The sequence below is a fragment of the Caballeronia udeis genome, from assembly GCF_001544555.2.
GTDB lineage: Bacteria > Pseudomonadota > Gammaproteobacteria > Burkholderiales > Burkholderiaceae > Caballeronia > Caballeronia udeis.
In genome coordinates this window covers 1-15,093 of record NZ_FCOK02000057.1, presented here as the reverse complement: position 1 = coordinate 15,093, position 15,093 = coordinate 1, and the positions used below count along the sequence as shown (strand labels likewise).

At 61.9% G+C, this 15,093-nt stretch carries 16 protein-coding genes; 7 read left to right on the top strand and 9 right to left on the bottom strand.

The window, feature by feature from the left end:
- Nucleotides 1-35: 35 nt before the first annotated feature.
- From AWB69_RS31080 to AWB69_RS31060, 5 genes are all read right to left on the bottom strand, one after another.
- Nucleotides 36-935, bottom strand: a complete 900-nt coding sequence (locus AWB69_RS31080; RefSeq protein ID WP_062090659.1) for an ABC transporter permease — start codon at nt 933-935, stop codon at nt 36-38.
- Nucleotides 932-1,762: an ABC transporter ATP-binding protein gene (locus AWB69_RS31075; protein ID WP_062090658.1), complete on the bottom strand. Its 831-nt coding sequence runs from the start codon at nt 1,760-1,762 to the stop codon at nt 932-934. The genes AWB69_RS31080 and AWB69_RS31075 overlap by 4 nt, the downstream gene beginning before the upstream one ends.
- A gap of 213 nt (nt 1,763-1,975) precedes the next feature.
- The gene (locus tag AWB69_RS31070) at nt 1,976-3,049 is read right to left on the bottom strand and encodes an ABC transporter substrate-binding protein (RefSeq protein WP_082913657.1); all 1,074 of its coding nucleotides are present in this window, start codon (nt 3,047-3,049) and stop codon (nt 1,976-1,978) included.
- Between the two features lie 55 nt (nt 3,050-3,104).
- Complete coding sequence (locus AWB69_RS31065; RefSeq protein ID WP_062090657.1) at nt 3,105-3,980, bottom strand: TauD/TfdA dioxygenase family protein; 876 nt, start codon at nt 3,978-3,980, stop codon at nt 3,105-3,107.
- Between the two features lie 207 nt (nt 3,981-4,187).
- Nucleotides 4,188-4,877 carry an HD domain-containing protein gene (locus tag AWB69_RS31060; protein ID WP_062090696.1) on the bottom strand — a complete coding sequence of 230 codons (690 nt, stop codon included), beginning with the start codon at nt 4,875-4,877 and terminating at the stop codon, nt 4,188-4,190.
- 266 nt (nt 4,878-5,143) lie between these two features.
- Here AWB69_RS31060 and AWB69_RS31055 point away from each other — a divergent pair, with 266 nt between their 5' ends.
- Both AWB69_RS31055 and AWB69_RS31050 read left to right on the top strand, forming a co-directional pair.
- Nucleotides 5,144-6,115 carry a GlxA family transcriptional regulator gene (locus AWB69_RS31055; protein WP_062090656.1) on the top strand — a complete coding sequence of 324 codons (972 nt, stop codon included), beginning with the start codon at nt 5,144-5,146 and terminating at the stop codon, nt 6,113-6,115.
- Nucleotides 6,116-6,296: 181 nt separating this feature from the next.
- Nucleotides 6,297-6,740, top strand: a complete 444-nt coding sequence (locus AWB69_RS31050; RefSeq protein ID WP_062090655.1) for a hypothetical protein — start codon at nt 6,297-6,299, stop codon at nt 6,738-6,740.
- 41 nt (nt 6,741-6,781) lie between these two features.
- Here AWB69_RS31050 and AWB69_RS31045 read toward each other — a convergent pair whose 3' ends face one another.
- The 4 genes from AWB69_RS31045 to AWB69_RS31030 are packed head-to-tail and all read right to left on the bottom strand — an operon-like array spanning nt 6,782 to nt 9,790.
- Entirely contained in the window at nt 6,782-7,561 is a 780-nt protein-coding gene (locus AWB69_RS31045) for an amino acid ABC transporter ATP-binding protein (protein WP_062090654.1), read from the bottom strand.
- Between the two features lie 2 nt (nt 7,562-7,563).
- Entirely contained in the window at nt 7,564-8,229 is a 666-nt protein-coding gene (locus tag AWB69_RS31040; protein WP_062090653.1) for an amino acid ABC transporter permease, read from the bottom strand.
- Nucleotides 8,230-8,255: 26 nt separating this feature from the next.
- Entirely contained in the window at nt 8,256-9,002 is a 747-nt protein-coding gene (locus AWB69_RS31035; RefSeq protein WP_062090652.1) for a transporter substrate-binding domain-containing protein, read from the bottom strand.
- Between the two features lie 47 nt (nt 9,003-9,049).
- The gene (locus AWB69_RS31030; protein ID WP_062090651.1) at nt 9,050-9,790 is read right to left on the bottom strand and encodes an IclR family transcriptional regulator; all 741 of its coding nucleotides are present in this window, start codon (nt 9,788-9,790) and stop codon (nt 9,050-9,052) included.
- Nucleotides 9,791-9,993: 203 nt separating this feature from the next.
- On the opposite strand from AWB69_RS31030, the gene AWB69_RS31025 reads away from it, so the two are divergent.
- The 5 genes from AWB69_RS31025 to AWB69_RS46145 form a co-directional block, all read left to right on the top strand.
- On the top strand, nt 9,994-10,890 hold the full coding sequence (locus AWB69_RS31025) for a LysR family transcriptional regulator (protein ID WP_062090650.1): 897 nt from the start codon (nt 9,994-9,996) through the stop codon (nt 10,888-10,890).
- A gap of 133 nt (nt 10,891-11,023) precedes the next feature.
- Nucleotides 11,024-11,446 (top strand): MarR family winged helix-turn-helix transcriptional regulator, encoded by a 423-nt coding sequence (locus AWB69_RS31020; protein WP_062090649.1) that lies wholly within the window; start codon nt 11,024-11,026, stop codon nt 11,444-11,446.
- A 68-nt stretch (nt 11,447-11,514) separates the two neighbouring features.
- Nucleotides 11,515-12,615, top strand: a complete 1,101-nt coding sequence (locus tag AWB69_RS31015) for an HlyD family secretion protein (RefSeq protein ID WP_062090648.1) — start codon at nt 11,515-11,517, stop codon at nt 12,613-12,615.
- Nucleotides 12,612-14,186, top strand: coding sequence for a DHA2 family efflux MFS transporter permease subunit (locus AWB69_RS31010; RefSeq protein WP_062090647.1), 1,575 nt, complete (start codon nt 12,612-12,614; stop codon nt 14,184-14,186). Before AWB69_RS31015 ends, AWB69_RS31010 begins: the two co-directional genes overlap by 4 nt.
- Before the next feature lie 8 nt (nt 14,187-14,194).
- The coding region (locus AWB69_RS46145; RefSeq protein WP_197500360.1) for a TolC family protein at nt 14,195-15,093 on the top strand (899 nt) is incomplete at its 3' end.

Sequence of the window (15,093 nt, the reverse complement as noted above, 5' to 3'; positions counted from 1 at the left end):
CCGCGGGTTTTTTTCGATGCACGCAGATTGGACTGCTAACGCTGTACGCCCCAACGACGCACGGTGAGCCGTTCGAAGGTATCGAAGACGAGATGTTCGACGACCAGGCCGATCACGATCACTGCCGCCAACCCCGCGAATACTTTATCGGTGTACAGCTCGTTACGGTTCTGAAAGATATACCAGCCGAGGCCGCCATTCCCGGAACTGGCGCCGAACACCAGCTCCGCCGCAATCAGCGTTCGCCATGCAAAGGCCCAGCCCACGCGAAGCCCGGCGAGGATCGAAGGCAAGGCTGCGGGAACCAGGATCAGCAGTACATGCCGAAGGCCTTTGAGCCCATAGTTGCGGCCGGTCATGCGCAGCGTTTCCGGTACGGATTGAAAGCCGGAGTAGGTGTTCAACGCGAGCGGCCACAGCACCGAATGCACGAGCACGAACAGCAGACTCCCGGTCCCCAGGCCGAACCATAACAATGCAAGGGGCAGCAGCGCGATGGATGGCAAGGGATTGAACATGGCAGTCAGCATGGACAGCAGGTCCCGGCCAAAACGCGTGGACACTGCAAGCGATGTCAGCACGAACGCAAGCACCACGCCGAGCAGATAACCTCGCAACAGCACGGACAAGGAGATCGCCGTTTTAGCGATCAGCTCCCCCGACCAGATGCCCTGCACGAAGGCGGTGAATGTATCGGTGAAGGTCGGTAGCAGCAGGTCGTTGCCGACTGCACGCGCGGCCGCTTCCCAGATCCCGATCAGGACCAGGGCGATCAACGCCTTGCGTAACCACGTCTGATTCGAAAGCCGCTTCCCGAACGGCAGGGGCGCTTCCACGGCGACATCCTGCAGCGGTTCGGGAATGCATTCGTATTCTTCGCGAATCGGCGGCACAGGCGCGACGGATTCGAACGATGGGATAGCCGGCGTGCTCATTGAACCGCCTCCGTGTCTTCAAACAGCAGCCGATGAATGCGCGCGACACTCTGCTGAAAGTCGTTGCGTCCCGAGCTGTCCTTGGTGAACTGGTGGCTGTTCAACTCGGCGCGAACCCGGCCGGGATGCGGCGTCAGCAGCAAGATGCGGTTGCCAACAATCAGCGCTTCCTCGATCGAGTGCGTGACGAACAGCAGCGTGAAACTCGCCTCGTCCCATAAGCGCAGCAGTTCCTCCTGCATCTTGCGGCGCGTGAGTGCGTCGAGCGCGGCGAATGGTTCGTCCATCAGCAGCACGCGGGGTTGCATCGCCAATGCGCGAGCGATTGCAACGCGCTGCTTCATGCCACCGGAAAGGGTGTGCGGGTAGGCATCGGCGAATGCAGCGAGGCCGACCTTGTCGAGGAAATGCAGGGCCCGTTCGCGGGCTTCCGCGCGGCTCAGTTTCTTGGCGACACGCAACGGAAAGGCCACGTTTTGCAGCACGGTTTTCCATGGCGGCAATTGATCGAATTCCTGGAACAGGACAATGCGATCCGTGCCGGGACCTCGCACCGGCTTGTCGTCGATCCGGATGGCCCCTGCGGTGGGTTCAATGAAGCCGGCTACCGCTTTCAGCAGCGTCGACTTGCCGCAACCCGAGGGTCCGAGCAGCACGAAACGGTCGCCGCCGTACACGTCGAAGCTGACCTCATGCGTCGCGCGCACGATCCGCTCGCGGGTACGATACTCGAGGCTGACGTTATCGACGGTGAGAAGCTTCGCGCTTGTCGCGGGAGCATCACTGGGCCCGGGTGGCGGATAGAGAACGGTAGGATTGGCGGCCATGGCTGTGCATTCATGCATAAAACACGACCTTAGCGGGGCGCCTCGCGCGAGTGAACCAATCATTGAGCATATTCAAAACACGCCGACGCATAAGCAACGGTTTTGGCGCTCCAGTGCCGTGATTTTATGTTCGAGCGATAGTCGAAAAAACGCTCGCGGGCGTGAACTGCGTCGCGGGCGTTGTCAAAACCTGGCCATGCATCAGGCGCAGGTTCAGCTTCCGTTGCCTAGCGCCGGATCGGCGAAGAAATAGTCTTGCCATGACTTTGGCTCGTTCTTTATCGCGCCGACCCGGTACATGAACTGGGCGAGCCCGAGCGTATTTTGCGGCGTGATCTTGAACTGCGTGTCCGGATTCTTGATGATCCCGATCAGCAGCTTGCGATCGATCCTGGCATTGTTCACGCGGATATAGGTGTCCGCAGCCGCTTCCGGATTCGCCGAGACAAAGCGCGCGGCATCCGCGAGCGCAGCGATGAATGCGCGATACGTCTTCGGGTTGTTATCGCGGAATTTTTCGGTCGCATAAAGCACGGTGGCCGAACTGGGACCGCCGAGGACGTCGTAGGAATTCAGCACGATGTGCGCTTTCGGATTACCCGCGAGTTCCTGTTCCTGGAACGGCGGATTGCCGAAGTGTCCGGTGATCTCCGTCCCGCCCGCAATGATCGCCGCGGCGGCATCAGGATGCGGAACGGCTTGAGTCAGCTTGTCCAGGTGATCGTAGTCCTTGTCGCCCCAGCGCTTTGCGGCGGCGAATTGCAGCACGCGCGATTGCACGGACACCGACACCGCCGGCACCGCAATGCGGTCCTTCTCCGTGAAATCCGCGATGGTCTTCACGTTCGGATTATTCGATACGAGGTAGTACGGCAGGTTGCCGAGCGAGGCCACGGCCTTTACGTTCTGCTTGCCGTGCGTGCGGTCCCAGATCGTCATCAGCGGACCGACGCCGGCTGCTGCGATGTCGATGGAACCGGACAACAGCGCGTCGTTGACCGCCGCGCCACCCGACAACTTCAGCCAGTCCACCTTGATGTCGACGCCGGCCTTCTTGCCTTCCTGCTCGATCAGCTTCTGGTCGCGCGCGACGTTCAGCAGGAGATACACCACGCCGAACTGCTCTGCGATACGGAGGGTGCCCTCGGCGTGCGCGGGCGTGGCCGTGCCGAGCGACGAGATGGCAACGGCGAACGAGACAAGTGCCGCAGTAAAGGCGCGCAGCGACGAACGGGAACCCCGACGTCCCCGCCGGGGAAGGGACGCAAGCGAGAACGAAAACGGCATCGAAAGTCCGAAGAAGTGTTTTTAGAATTGAAGTCGAAGCAGGACGTGTGGATGCTCAGAACGGCGTATCGCCTTCTATCGTCGTTCTATACATCTTTCTGCGCAGATGATCGGGCGTGCCCGCTGCGAGGTGCATGAGTGAGCGGTTGTCCCAGAAGACGAGGTCGTGCTCGCGCCATGCATGCCGGTAGAGATGCTCGTCGCGAACGCTGTGCTCGAAGAGGGCTTGCAGCAGGTCGCGGCTCTCGTCTTCCGGCAAGCCGATCACGCGCGTAGTGAAATGCTCGCTCACGAACAACGCCTTGCGGCCGGTCTCCGGATGTGTGCGCACGATCGGATGCACAACCGGTTTTACCTGCGCGATCTGCTCGGCGGAGAGGTTGGGGCGCCACGGGCTGCGCTTTTGCAACTCGGCGTATTTCGCCAGGTAGGTGTGCTCGGCAGAGCGTCCTTCGACGGCGTCGCGGAGCGCTTGCGGCAGCGTATCCCATGCCAGATGCATGTTGGCGAACAGCGTGTCGCCGCCTTCCGCGGGCAATTCCTGCGCGTGCAGCAAGGAACCGAGGCTTGGCGTTTCCTTGTACGACAGGTCGGAGTGCCAGAAATGCCCGGCATCGCCGAGACCGATCGGCTTGCCGTTTTCCATGATGTTGGAGACGATCAGGATTTCCGGGTGGCCGGTCAACTGGAACTGGTGCAGCACGTGGATTTGCAGCGGACCGAAACGGCGGCTGAAGCTGATGTGCTGCTCGGGCGTGATGCGCTGGTCGCGGAACACGACCACGTGATGATCGAGATGAGCGCGATGGATGCGCTTGAAGTCTTCGTCTGCAAGCGGCTGGCTCAGGTCAAGACCTATCACTTCAGCGCCCAGCGGCGAGCCTTCAAATGGCGTGATCTCGAGGGTCTGGCGTGGGGATAAGGTTGTCACGAGGGACTCGTTAATTCAATTCGGGGCGGGAACGCTTTGGGCGGAGCGGCGGTGATTCACCAAGAGAATACGCCGCAAGAGCCCAAGTTAGACGTCGAATCTAAAATGCCGTGCGAACCAGGTCAACGAACCAAATCCCATACGCTTATCTGTTTTAGCGATAAACGGGCCGCTCCAGTAGAGGGGCGGCCATTCAGACCCGCTGGATCAATGATGGTTATGCGCCGGATCGCTGCAATGCGCGCATCCCGCCGCGCTGTCATTCCACGACGACCCCAGGATCAGGCTGCAGAAATTGAGGCGCTTGTAGGTGGGATCCTTGAGTGCGAGGACATCGGCTTTCACGTTGCCGAACGTGGTCTCAGGCTTCTTGATCGTGCCGTGAGCGAATGCATCGATGATCCCTTCCTTGAAGTTCACCTCGCGCGGATGCACAGCAATGACCTGCTTGCGCTGGGACTCGGTGAACTCGTCGTAAGCGAGGCCGAGCACGTCCATCTCCACGCCCGCCGTGACCAGCGCGACGACCGGCTTCTTGTGCTGCGGAATCCCGGGGGTGGTGTGCAGCGCGATCGAATCCCAAACCTGTTCTATGTCGTGCTCGTTAATGCCATAACCCTTGAGGAAGTCACGCGCGGCGTTCGCACCGTCCACTTCGAAGCGATCATTCGGGCTGCTGTACGCATCGATCAGGCCCATGTCATGGAACATCGCGCCGATGTAGAGCAGCTCTGCGTCGTAGGCGAGCTTGCGACGCTCGCCGGTCAACGCGCCAAACAGGAACACGCGGCGCGAGTGGTTATACAGCAGGTCCGGCTCGGTATCGCGAACGAGTTCGGTTGCGGCGCGCGCCATGGCGCTGTCTGGAACGCGGATGCCGGCGATGGTCGTGGTCATGTTCATTGCTCCTTGAATGGTGCGCTTGTCCTCGATGCCGCGCTCGATGCCGTGAGCACCTTGCTAAAATGCTCAGTTCCGCGTGGGTCATCGGGAGAAGCGAAAGGGGTGTGGACGACGAAGCCAGTGTCGCCGCGAGCGGTCATGGCGGCAACGCAATGGGTCCGTCGAAGTCTGCCAACCGCACGGCGTCTCCTGCCAAGCTTACAAAACGTGGGTAAGACGCGTGAAAAAACAGCCCTTTTCCCTAATTGGAGCAAGACTTCATGCGTAGCGTCGCCATCGCGATTTTTCCGCAAGTGCAGGCGCTCGATGTCGCGGGTCCACTCGACGTATTCGCAGAAGCGAACGGTTTCGTCGCGCCGGATCAGGGGTACACGATCACCCTGGTCAGCCTCGACAACACGCCGGTGCGCGCGTCGAACGGCACGCGGATGCTCGCGGACGTGACATACGACGCGCCGCATCAGCGTTACGACATCGCCCTCGTGGCGGGTGGTCCGGGGCTGCCTTCCGATCCTCCCGATCCGCGCCTGGGCACGTGGCTGCGTGAAGTTGCTTCGCATTGCGAGCGCTACGGTTCCATCTGCACGGGTGCGTTCGCGCTCGGTCATGCCGGTCTGATCGATGGCCGTCATGTCACAACGCACTGGCAGAATGCGCCGCAACTCGCGCGGCAATTTCCGCTGGCCCGGGTCGAGCTCGACCGCATTCATATTCGCGACGCCAACCTGGTGACATCGGCGGGCGTGACGGCGGGGATTGATGTCGCGCTCTCGCTTGTCGCTGAAGATCATGGCCCGCGTATTGCGCTCGCGGTTGCCAAGCGGCTCGTGGTATTTGCGCAGCGCCGCGGCGGGCAGTCGCAATTCAGCCCGTACCTGAGCGCGCCTGCCGACGAGACGTCTCCCGCAGCGAAGGTGCAGGCATACGTGATGGAGCATATTGGCGAACGGATGACGGTTGAAAAGCTGGCGCAGATCGCGGGCATGAGCGAGCGCAATTTCGCACGTGCATTCGTCGAGGAGACGGGCGTGACGCCGCATGATTTCGTGGAGCGCGCGCGCATTGATGCCGCGCGCAACGCATTGGAAAGCAGCGAGTCGCCGTTGAAAACCATTGCGTACGAGTGTGGATTCGGCACGGCGGACCGTATGAGAATTGTGTTCCGGCAACGCCTGGGCGTGTCGCCGAATGATTATCGTATGAGCTTTCAGGAGCTCGGGACGAACGCTTGAACATGGCTCGCGAACTCGTGCTGCCGCTTGACCGCAGGCTGGATCACTTCATGCTCAAGCAGCACACGAGCACCCGCGAGTGAGCCGCCAACTTTATCGATACTCTCGGGACAAGTCACACCGTGAGGGAATGACCGTGGACGAATCGCTCGGACCCGGTCCAATAAATCTGGAGATTTGAATGAAAGATGCTTATGAACGACGTGCGCTGTTGCTGCATCTGGGCGATGTGCTCGAGGCGCTGTCGTGCTTGTCGCGTAACGCAAGGCAGTACGCCACGCTTGGCGATGCAATTGCCCGTGAGGACTCGCTTGCCAGCTTCACGTGGCTCGGATATCTCGATCCCGCCACGACCCCGCAACAGGTGAACGAACGCGCGACCGCCGCGTTTTTCCTTTGGCCGAAAACCCTGCTCGATGAAGACCTGAACCGGTCATTGCTGGCGTCGACGGTGCAGCACGATCTCTTCGCCGGCAACGGTGCGGGTTGGGAGCGTTATGTGAAGGAACGCAGAATCGACGTGGCGTGGTTTGCGGAAGGTTTGCAGCCAATACCCTCGGACGAAGGCAAGCCGGAATCACGGTTCAGCCGCTGGCCCTGGCCTGCGGAGACAGGGGCTTCCTGAACCGATCACCACCGGCGCGTCTGGTCGCCGTCATGTCGCCGTCATGCTGCCGGTTCGCGCGACAAGACCGCTTGCAGGAAGCTGCGCGTGCGCGCTTCGCGGGGCGCGGCGAAAATCTGCGCGGGCGGTCCCGCCTCGATCACGCTGCCGTGGTCCATCACCACGACCGTATCCGCCACGTCGCGCGCAAAGTTCATTTCGTGCGTGACGATCAGCATGGTCATGCCTTCACTCGCGAGCGTCTGCATGACTTGCAGCACTTCGCCGACCAGTTCGGGGTCGAGCGCGGACGTGGGTTCGTCGAAGAGCATGACTTGCGGGCGCATTGCAAGCGCCCGCGCTATTGCCACGCGCTGCTTCTGGCCGCCGGACAAAGTGCCGGGATATACGTCCGCCTTGTGCTCGAGCCCGACCTTCGCCAAGAGGGTGCGCGCTTGTCGTTCAGCATCGGCCGCGCTCACGCGCGCCAGCGAGCGCGGCGCGAGCGTCACGTTTTGCAGCACGGTCAGGTGCGGGAACAGGTTGAACGATTGAAACACCATGCCCACGTCCCGGCGGATGCGGTTCAGGCCGTTCTCATCGATCATCCGGCCGTTGTCGACCAGCGCGTGGCCGCAGATGCGGACCGTGCCTTCTTCAGCCGTTTCCAGCCCGTTCAGGCAGCGCAGGAACGTGCTTTTGCCCGAACCGCTTGGCCCGATCACCACGATCACCTGGGACGGCTGGACGTCGATATCGATCCCGTTCAATACGCGGTTGGAACCGAACGACTTCGCCAGTTGCCTGACTGAAACAATGGGTTCATTCACGGGTGTGTTCATGCTCAGACTCTCCCGTCTGCACGCAGCGATCGTTCGGTCTTGCGCAATACCAGCGAAGTCGCGCTCGTCAGGATCAGGTAGATGAACGCGATCGCTATATACACTTCAAGCGACCGGTACGACACGCTGATGATCTTCTCGCCTTCGTGCATCAGGTCATTGATTGTCAGCAGCGAGACCAGCGCCGAGTTCTTGATCAGCGCGATGAACTCGTTGCCGAGCGGCGGAATCATGCGTACGAACGCTTGCGGCAAGATCACCTTGCGCATGGCCATTCGATAAGGCATCCCAAGTGATCTTGCGGCTTCCATCTGCCCACGATCCACCGATTGGATCGACCCTCGTACGATCTCCGACACATACGCACCGCTATAAACGCCGAGCCCCAGCACGCCGCAGGCAAACGCGGGCAGCATGATGCCGAACTGCGGCAAGCCGAAGAAGAGGATAAAAAGCTGCACGAGCAGGGGGGTGCCGCGGATGAACGTGAGATAGGCGGTGCAAATGCCGTAGACCACGCGGCGCTGCGGCGCGAGCCTGCCGATGCCCACCAGCAGGCCCAGTACACAGCCGAGCACGAGTGAACAGGCCGTGACTTCGATAGTCGTCGCTGCTCCAGTCGCGAGCGCTTCCCAGCTTGCCCATACGGGCGAAAAATCGAGCGTCATCGGTTACTCCAGTCGGGACTGCCGCGTCACTGCTTGCCGAACCACTTCGTCGCGAGGGAGTCGTAGGTACCATTGGCGCGCAGCGTCTGCAGCGCCTTGTTCATCTCGGCGGTCAACGCGGTTTCGTCCTTGCGCAACGCGAAGCCGTACAGCTCGGTGGTGAGCCCCTTGTCGAGCACCCGCACGTTGGGTTGCACCTTTGCGTATTCCACGGCGGCAGGGCGTCCGGTGACCGCGGCATCGGCGCGGCCTATGTTGACCAGATCGAACATCTCCTGGTTCTTTTCAACTTCCACACGCTGCACCTTCGGGTAGTTGTCTTTAAGGAAGCCAACCGATTTCGTGCCCACCTGCACAGTCACTTTCTTGCCGTCGAGATCGGCGGGCGTCTTGATCGACGTGTCGTTCTTGCGCACCAGCACGACGAGGCCGCCCTTGTAGTACGGATCGGTGAAATCGACGACCTTGCGACGTTCATCCGTCATGTAGATGCCCGACGCGGCGACGTCAAAGCGATTCGCGATCAACCCCGGAATCAGCCCCTTGAAGTCGATGTCCACCCACTGCACTTTCTTGCCCATGACCTTGGCCATGGCATCAATCAACTCGATGTCAAAGCCCGTGCGCTTGCCGTCCTTGACGAATTCGAGCGGAGGAAAGGTCGCGTCGGTCGCCACGCGGATGGTGTCATCGGCGGCGCGGGCGGCGGGCGCGGCGGCTACGCTGACTACAACGCCGAGCGCGAGGGCGGAAAGTGCCGGGATCAGTTTCATGCTGGTTTCCTTGGATGCGTGGGCAATCAAAGTTGAAAATAAAGGGCTCAAAGTTTGTAGCTGATGCGGTCTGCCGCGGCGCGCGTGAGCTGCGCCAGTTCGGCTTCACGTCCTGCAATGCGCACAACCGGCGCCATCAATGTGATGGTTCCTTCCAGCCGTCCTGCATCCGATATAAGCGGGGCGCTCACGCCCCACACGCCTATGTCGACTTCGCTCTCGCTGGTCGCGAAGCGCCGGCGGCGAATCTCCTCCAGTTGCGCGCGCAGCGCGGCGGCGCTTGTGGGGTCGTCGGGTGTGCTGGCGGCGATCAGGGCGTCGGCCTGCGACTCGGGCAGGAACGCGAGCAGCGCTTTTGCAGAGGCGCCGCGCGTCAGCGGATGCGTCCGGCCTCGGGAGAACGAGCAGCGCAGCGGCTGGTCGCTTTCGACCATCGAGAGGCACACGACCGCGTCATTGATCGGCACGAGCAGGCCGACACTCTCGCCGGTCCGCTGCACGAGCGCCCTGATTTCGTCGCGGCTCTGTGTCACGAGCTGGGCGTTCTGGTCGAATCCCCAGGCGAGTTGCACGCTGGACGGACCCGGCTCGAACAGGCCGGAATTCGCGTGCTCCTGCAAGAGGCCCCACTGTTTGAGCGAGCCCAGCAGCCGGTATACGGTGGACAACGGCGCGCCCATGTCCGCTGCGATCTGCTTGGCGCCGATCGGGCGTCCCGCCCGCGCGACGCTGGTCAACGCGTGGAGCACGCGATCGATGGCGGAGGAGGTTTCGGCCGGCTGTCTCATGACGAAAGTCTCCCTCGCCAATTCTCAAAAAAGGAAATCATTTCTTACTGGATGGGAAAATGACTTGATGAGACAGGTTTTTATCCTGGCGCTACACGATCATCGGCAGAAAAATCCGGCTTGCAGCAGAATCCGGGCGTTGCGCGACTGAATCGACCAAGGTTCGTGCGACCACCAGCGCAACATCATTCAAGGACCGAGACATGGACTACCTGACAAGCCTCAAAGTGTTCCGCGCGGTCGTGGAAGCGAAAAGCTTCACGCGGGCCGCGGATCTGCTGGGCATGTCGCCGCCGGTCGTGTCGCGGGCCATCGCCACGCTCGAGCAGCGCCTCGGGAACCTGCTCTTTCATCGCACCACGCGCCATATCTCGCTGACCGAGACCGCCGAGCAATTCTTCGCGGGCTGCTCTCGCGTGCTGGATGAGCTCGACGCGCTGGAGGCGCAGGCGTCTGATCGCACCAGCGACCCGACGGGCATGCTGCGCGTGGTCGCCCACACGACGGCAACGGTCAACCGGCTGGTCCCGCTGATCGCTACTTTCCGCCGCCGATACCCGTTGATCGGACTCGACGTCACCCTGACCGAGCGTCCCGTGAACCTGGTCGCGGACGGTTACGACCTGGGTGTCGTGCTGCCCTTCATGTTGACCAGCGACACCACGGTCACGCGCCTGCTCGAACGCATTCCGCTCGTCATCGTGGTGACGCCGGGGTATCTGAAGGGCAAGGAGCGGCCGACGCATCCGTCCGCGCTCGCCGGGCTTGAATTCGTCGCCATGCACGCGTCGATCCGCAAGCCCATGCTGACGTTCCGGCTGGACGGCGGCGAACAGATCACGGTGCCGCTGAAGGCGGACGTGACCTCGAACAACGCGGTGCTCAACCGCGAACTGGTGCTGGAGGGCTTCGGCCTGGGCGTGCTGCCGGCGGCGCTGGTACGCGACGAACTGGCGTCCGGCAGGCTGGTGTCGCTGCTGGACGAGTTCGAGATCATCGACGGCGTGATCGAAATCCGGCTGGCCTACAGCAGCCGCACGTTACTGCCGGCCAAGGTGCGGGCGTTCATCGAACACGCGGCGGAATTCTTCGAAGCCTGAGCATAGGGCACAGACAGCGCAGGCTTTCATCTTCATTTCGCATCGGTTTCTTTTCGATTGTTAACAGATTCGTCATTAATTAATGCGCGTCATGACGGTTGACTACGTGCATATGCACACATAATCTGTGCACATGCACACACACCCTCCCGGACACGACGACTGTTTTGCAGTTCGCCAGGCTGCGCGGCACATCTCGCAGTTGTATGAGCGGCATTTGTCGGCGGTACAGATCACACCGACGCAATTCAGCATTGTTTCGGCTCTCGAGCGTACGCCGGAGATGACGATGGCGGAACTCGCGCAGGCCATGGTGATGGAACGCACCACGCTAGTCAGGGTGCTGCAGCCGCTGCTGCGCGCCGGGCTGGTCCTGGCGAAGCTGGGCGGGCCTTGTCAGCGGCGTTTGCAGTTGACGCTGACCGAAGGCGGCCAGGCCAAGCTTGCCGACGCGCTGCGGCACTGGCTGGCGGCACAAGAAGAATTCGAGGCGAAGTTCGGGCGGCGACAGGCAGCACGTCTGCGGCGCGAACTGTTCCGCCTGACCAGCGAGTAGATCATGCGGCCCCGCTCACCATGCCCATGCCGGCACAAACCATTCGATGCAACCAACAGGATCCACCGATGACCACTCCTTCCTCGCCGCTTGCCTCCAGCGCCGCGCCCACGGCTGAGCGCGGAGCGCGGCGGCCTTTTCGACTCGGCTGGATGCCGCTGGCGATCATCGTCGTGGTGATCGTCATCGCTGCCGCTGGGACGTACTGGTTCACCGTGCTGCGTTTCATTCAAAGCACGGACGACGCATACGTCGGCGGCAACGTGACGGTGATGGCGCCGAAGGTGAACGGTTTCGTGACCGAACTGCTGGTCACGGACAACCAGCGTGTGAAGGCCAACCAGGTGCTGATCCGGCTGGATTCGCGAGACTACGACGCAAGGCTTGCGCAGGCCGACGCCGACGTGCAGGGCGCACGCGCCGCTGTCGCCGAGCTGGAGGCGAGGCAGCAACTGCAGGCCGCCGTGATCAACCAGAGCCAGGCGCAGGTGCGGGCGTCGGCGGCGGAAGTCACACGCAGCGCGTCCGATCAAGTGCGTTACCGGCAACTCGTCAAGGACGAGGCGGTATCGAACCAGGTGGTCGAACGTGCGGATGCGGATTACCTGAAGGCCCGTGCGACGCTCGATAACAGCAATGCAGCGGCGCTTGCCTCGCAACGCCAGCTCGCCGTGCTTGCCGCACAGATAGACGACGCCCGCGCGCGGGTTGCGACCGCTGAAGCGTTGCGGCGCGTAGCCGAACTGAACGTGGAGTACACGACCATCCGGGCGCCCGTGGACGGGTATGTCGGTAACCGCACGGCGCGCGTCGGCATGCTCGCGAACACGGGGGCGTCGCTGCTGACCATCGTGCCCGCCGACGGCTTGTGGATCGATGCGAACTTCAAGGAGGACCAACTCAGGAAGATGCATGTGGGCGACCGCGTGGACGTCTCGCTTGATGCCTCCAGCGGGACCTTTCACGGTCATGTGGAAAGCCTGGCGCCCGCGACCGGCGCGACTTTCAGCGTACTGCCGCCCGAGAACGCGACCGGAAACTTCACGAAGATCGTGCAGCGCGTGCCGGTGCGGATCCGCCTCGACTTACCGAAGGACATGCAGAACGTGCTGCGCCCCGGCCTCTCGGCAACGGTGACCGTGCACCTCGACAGCGCGAGCCGCTCATGAGCCCGGCCGTTGCACTGAACCCCGCCAACCAGCCCACGAAACAGCGTGTTTTTGCGTTCGCGCTGATGTGCCTGGGCTTCTTCATGGCGACGCTGGACATCCAGATCGTGGCGTCGTCGCTGAAGGAAATCGGCGGCGGTCTGTCCGCGAGCCAGGATGAACTCTCGTGGGTGCAGACCTCGTATCTGATTGCGGAAATCCTCGTGATCCCGATGTCCGGCTGGCTCTCCAAAGTGTTCTCCACACGATGGCTGTTCGTGGCTTCCGCGGTCGGTTTTACCATCACGAGCATGCTATGCGGCCTCGCGTGGGACATCAATTCGATGATCATTTTCCGCGGCCTGCAAGGCGCACTCGGCGCGGCGATGATCCCGACCGTCTTCACCACGGCATTCGTGCTGTTCCCCGGCAAGCAGCGGCTGATTGCATCGACCACGATCGGCGCGCTCGCTTCGCTCGCCCCGGCGATCGGTCCCGTGATCGGCGGATGGATCACGTCACAATGGTCGTGGCACTGGTTGTTCTATCTGAATCTTGCTCCCGGGCTCGTCGTTGCGATCCTGGTGCCGAAGTTCGTGCATATCGACGAACCCGACCTGTCGTTGTTGAAGAAGGGCGACTACCTGGGCATCGCGTTGATGTCGGGTTTTCTGGGCTGCCTTGAATACGTGCTCGAAGAGGGCCCGCGCAAGAACTGGTTCGGCGACGACGTGATCATCACCTGCACCTGGATCTCCGCCATTTGCGGTTTCCTGTTCCTCGTGCATGCATTCACTGCGAAAGAGCCCGTTGTCGATCTGCGCGCGCTCGCAGTCAGGAATTTCGCAATCGGCTGTTTGCTGTCGTTCGTGACGGGTATCGGGATCTTCGTCGCGGTGTTTCTCACACCGCTGTTCCTCAGCCGCGTGCGTGAACTGGATTCGCTGCAGATCGGCATTGCCTTGCTCTCGGTGGGCGTGTTCCAGTTGCTTGCGCTTGCCGCCTATGCGTTCACCTCACGTCTTGTTGACATGCGCTGGTGTCTGCTCTTTGGCCTCGTGTGTTTCGGCCTCGGCTGTTATTTCTACGTGCCGCTCACGAACGATTGGGGCTGGCAGCAACTGCTGTTGCCGCAAGCGCTGCGCGGTATAGGCCAGCAGTTCGCGGTGCCGCCTATCGTGACAATGGCGCTTGGGTCCCTGCCGCAATCGCGCCTGAAGTCGGCAAGCGGCCTGTTCAACCTGATGCGTAATCTTGGCGGCGCGATCGGCATTGCGGTCAGCGCGACCATGCTCAACGACCGGCTGAATTTTCACTATCTGCGCATCAGTGAAAGTGTCACGACGGGCAGTCCGGAGACGGAAGCGTTCCTGTCGCGGCAGTTCTCGCACTGGGGATCGGTGGCGGGGGACGCGCTGAACGCAACCGATGCGGGTCTTGCCAACCTACATGCGCTGGTGTTTCGCGAAGCGCTGGTGATGACCTTCTCCGACACCTTCTTCGTACTCGCGATGTGCTTCGCCATCGGCATAGTCAGCGTGATTTTCGTGCGGCCTATCGGCGCCGCGCCGCCTTCCCCTGACGCTCATTGAGATCGACCATGCATAAGATTTTATTGGCGCTGGCAGCCAGCATGACGCTCGCGGCGTGCGCCGTGCAGCCTGCGAGCCATGCGGATCTGCCATCGACCATACAGTCGATAGCGCCCGCCAACTGGAGCGCCGACGCGCCGCAGGACAGCGCGAATGCCGACACATGGTGGCAGCAGTTCGGCGACCCGGTGCTGCATGAACTGGTGAGCTCGGTGCTGAGCCAGAACCTGGATGTTCAAGCCGCACTTGAGCGGGTGAAGCAGGCCCAGGCCGTGACGACCCAGCGTCGCGCGGCGCTCCTGCCAGAACTCGACGCGACGGCCACGGCCGCCGATGCGCGCCAGAACACGCCACCGCCGCTCGGCTATGTTCGCCAGGCGGGCGCTGGTCTCGCGCTTGGCTGGACACCCGATGTATTCGGCGGGGAGCGCCTTGAACTGCTGGCGGCACAGGCGCAATTGACGGGCCGTCAACATGATGTCGACACACTTCGTCTCGCGCTTGCGGCAAACACAGCGTCGGCGTATGTGGACCTGCGCTGGGCGCAAAGCGAACAGAAGATCCTGCAGGACAATGTCGCGATCCGGGAGCGTGCGCTGCGCCTGACCCAGGAACGCATGCAATACGGGCTCTCGCCGCGTCTCGACGTCACTCGCGCGCAGAACCAGTTGAGTGAACTGCAGGCGCGTTTGCCGCGTGCCGCCGCCACCATCCAGCATCAGCTAAGTTTGATCGCGGTGTACTCGGGACGCACACCCGAATCCGTGGATGCTCTCGTGCTCGCGACGCCCGGGAGCATCCCGACGCCATCGAGCGCCGTGCCCCGGATGCTGCCTTCGGAGTTTTACCAGCGCACCACGATCCCTTATAAATCAATGCCTTACGCAACTCGCAAACTGCAAAACCA

Bases quoted from the DNA above. Each gene is read 5' to 3' on its own strand.
- AWB69_RS31040 (WP_062090653.1), bottom strand. From the start codon at position 8,229: ATGACGCTCGATTTTTCGCCCGTATGGGCAAGCTGGGAAGCGCTCGCG.
- AWB69_RS31010 (WP_062090647.1), top strand. From the start codon at position 12,612: ATGAGCCCGGCCGTTGCACTGAACCCCGCCAACCAGCCCACGAAACAG.
- AWB69_RS31025 (WP_062090650.1), top strand. From the start codon at position 9,994: ATGGACTACCTGACAAGCCTCAAAGTGTTCCGCGCGGTCGTGGAAGCG.
- AWB69_RS31055 (WP_062090656.1), top strand. From the start codon at position 5,144: ATGCGTAGCGTCGCCATCGCGATTTTTCCGCAAGTGCAGGCGCTCGAT.
- AWB69_RS31080 (WP_062090659.1), bottom strand. From the start codon at position 935: ATGAGCACGCCGGCTATCCCATCGTTCGAATCCGTCGCGCCTGTGCCG.
- AWB69_RS31045 (WP_062090654.1), bottom strand. From the start codon at position 7,561: ATGAACACACCCGTGAATGAACCCATTGTTTCAGTCAGGCAACTGGCG.
- AWB69_RS31075 (WP_062090658.1), bottom strand. From the start codon at position 1,762: ATGGCCGCCAATCCTACCGTTCTCTATCCGCCACCCGGGCCCAGTGAT.
- AWB69_RS31060 (WP_062090696.1), bottom strand. From the start codon at position 4,877: ATGACCACGACCATCGCCGGCATCCGCGTTCCAGACAGCGCCATGGCG.
- AWB69_RS31070 (WP_082913657.1), bottom strand. From the start codon at position 3,049: ATGCCGTTTTCGTTCTCGCTTGCGTCCCTTCCCCGGCGGGGACGTCGG.
- AWB69_RS31030 (WP_062090651.1), bottom strand. From the start codon at position 9,790: ATGAGACAGCCGGCCGAAACCTCCTCCGCCATCGATCGCGTGCTCCAC.
- AWB69_RS31050 (WP_062090655.1), top strand. From the start codon at position 6,297: ATGAAAGATGCTTATGAACGACGTGCGCTGTTGCTGCATCTGGGCGAT.
- AWB69_RS31015 (WP_062090648.1), top strand. From the start codon at position 11,515: ATGACCACTCCTTCCTCGCCGCTTGCCTCCAGCGCCGCGCCCACGGCT.
- AWB69_RS31035 (WP_062090652.1), bottom strand. From the start codon at position 9,002: ATGAAACTGATCCCGGCACTTTCCGCCCTCGCGCTCGGCGTTGTAGTC.
- AWB69_RS31020 (WP_062090649.1), top strand. From the start codon at position 11,024: ATGCACACACACCCTCCCGGACACGACGACTGTTTTGCAGTTCGCCAG.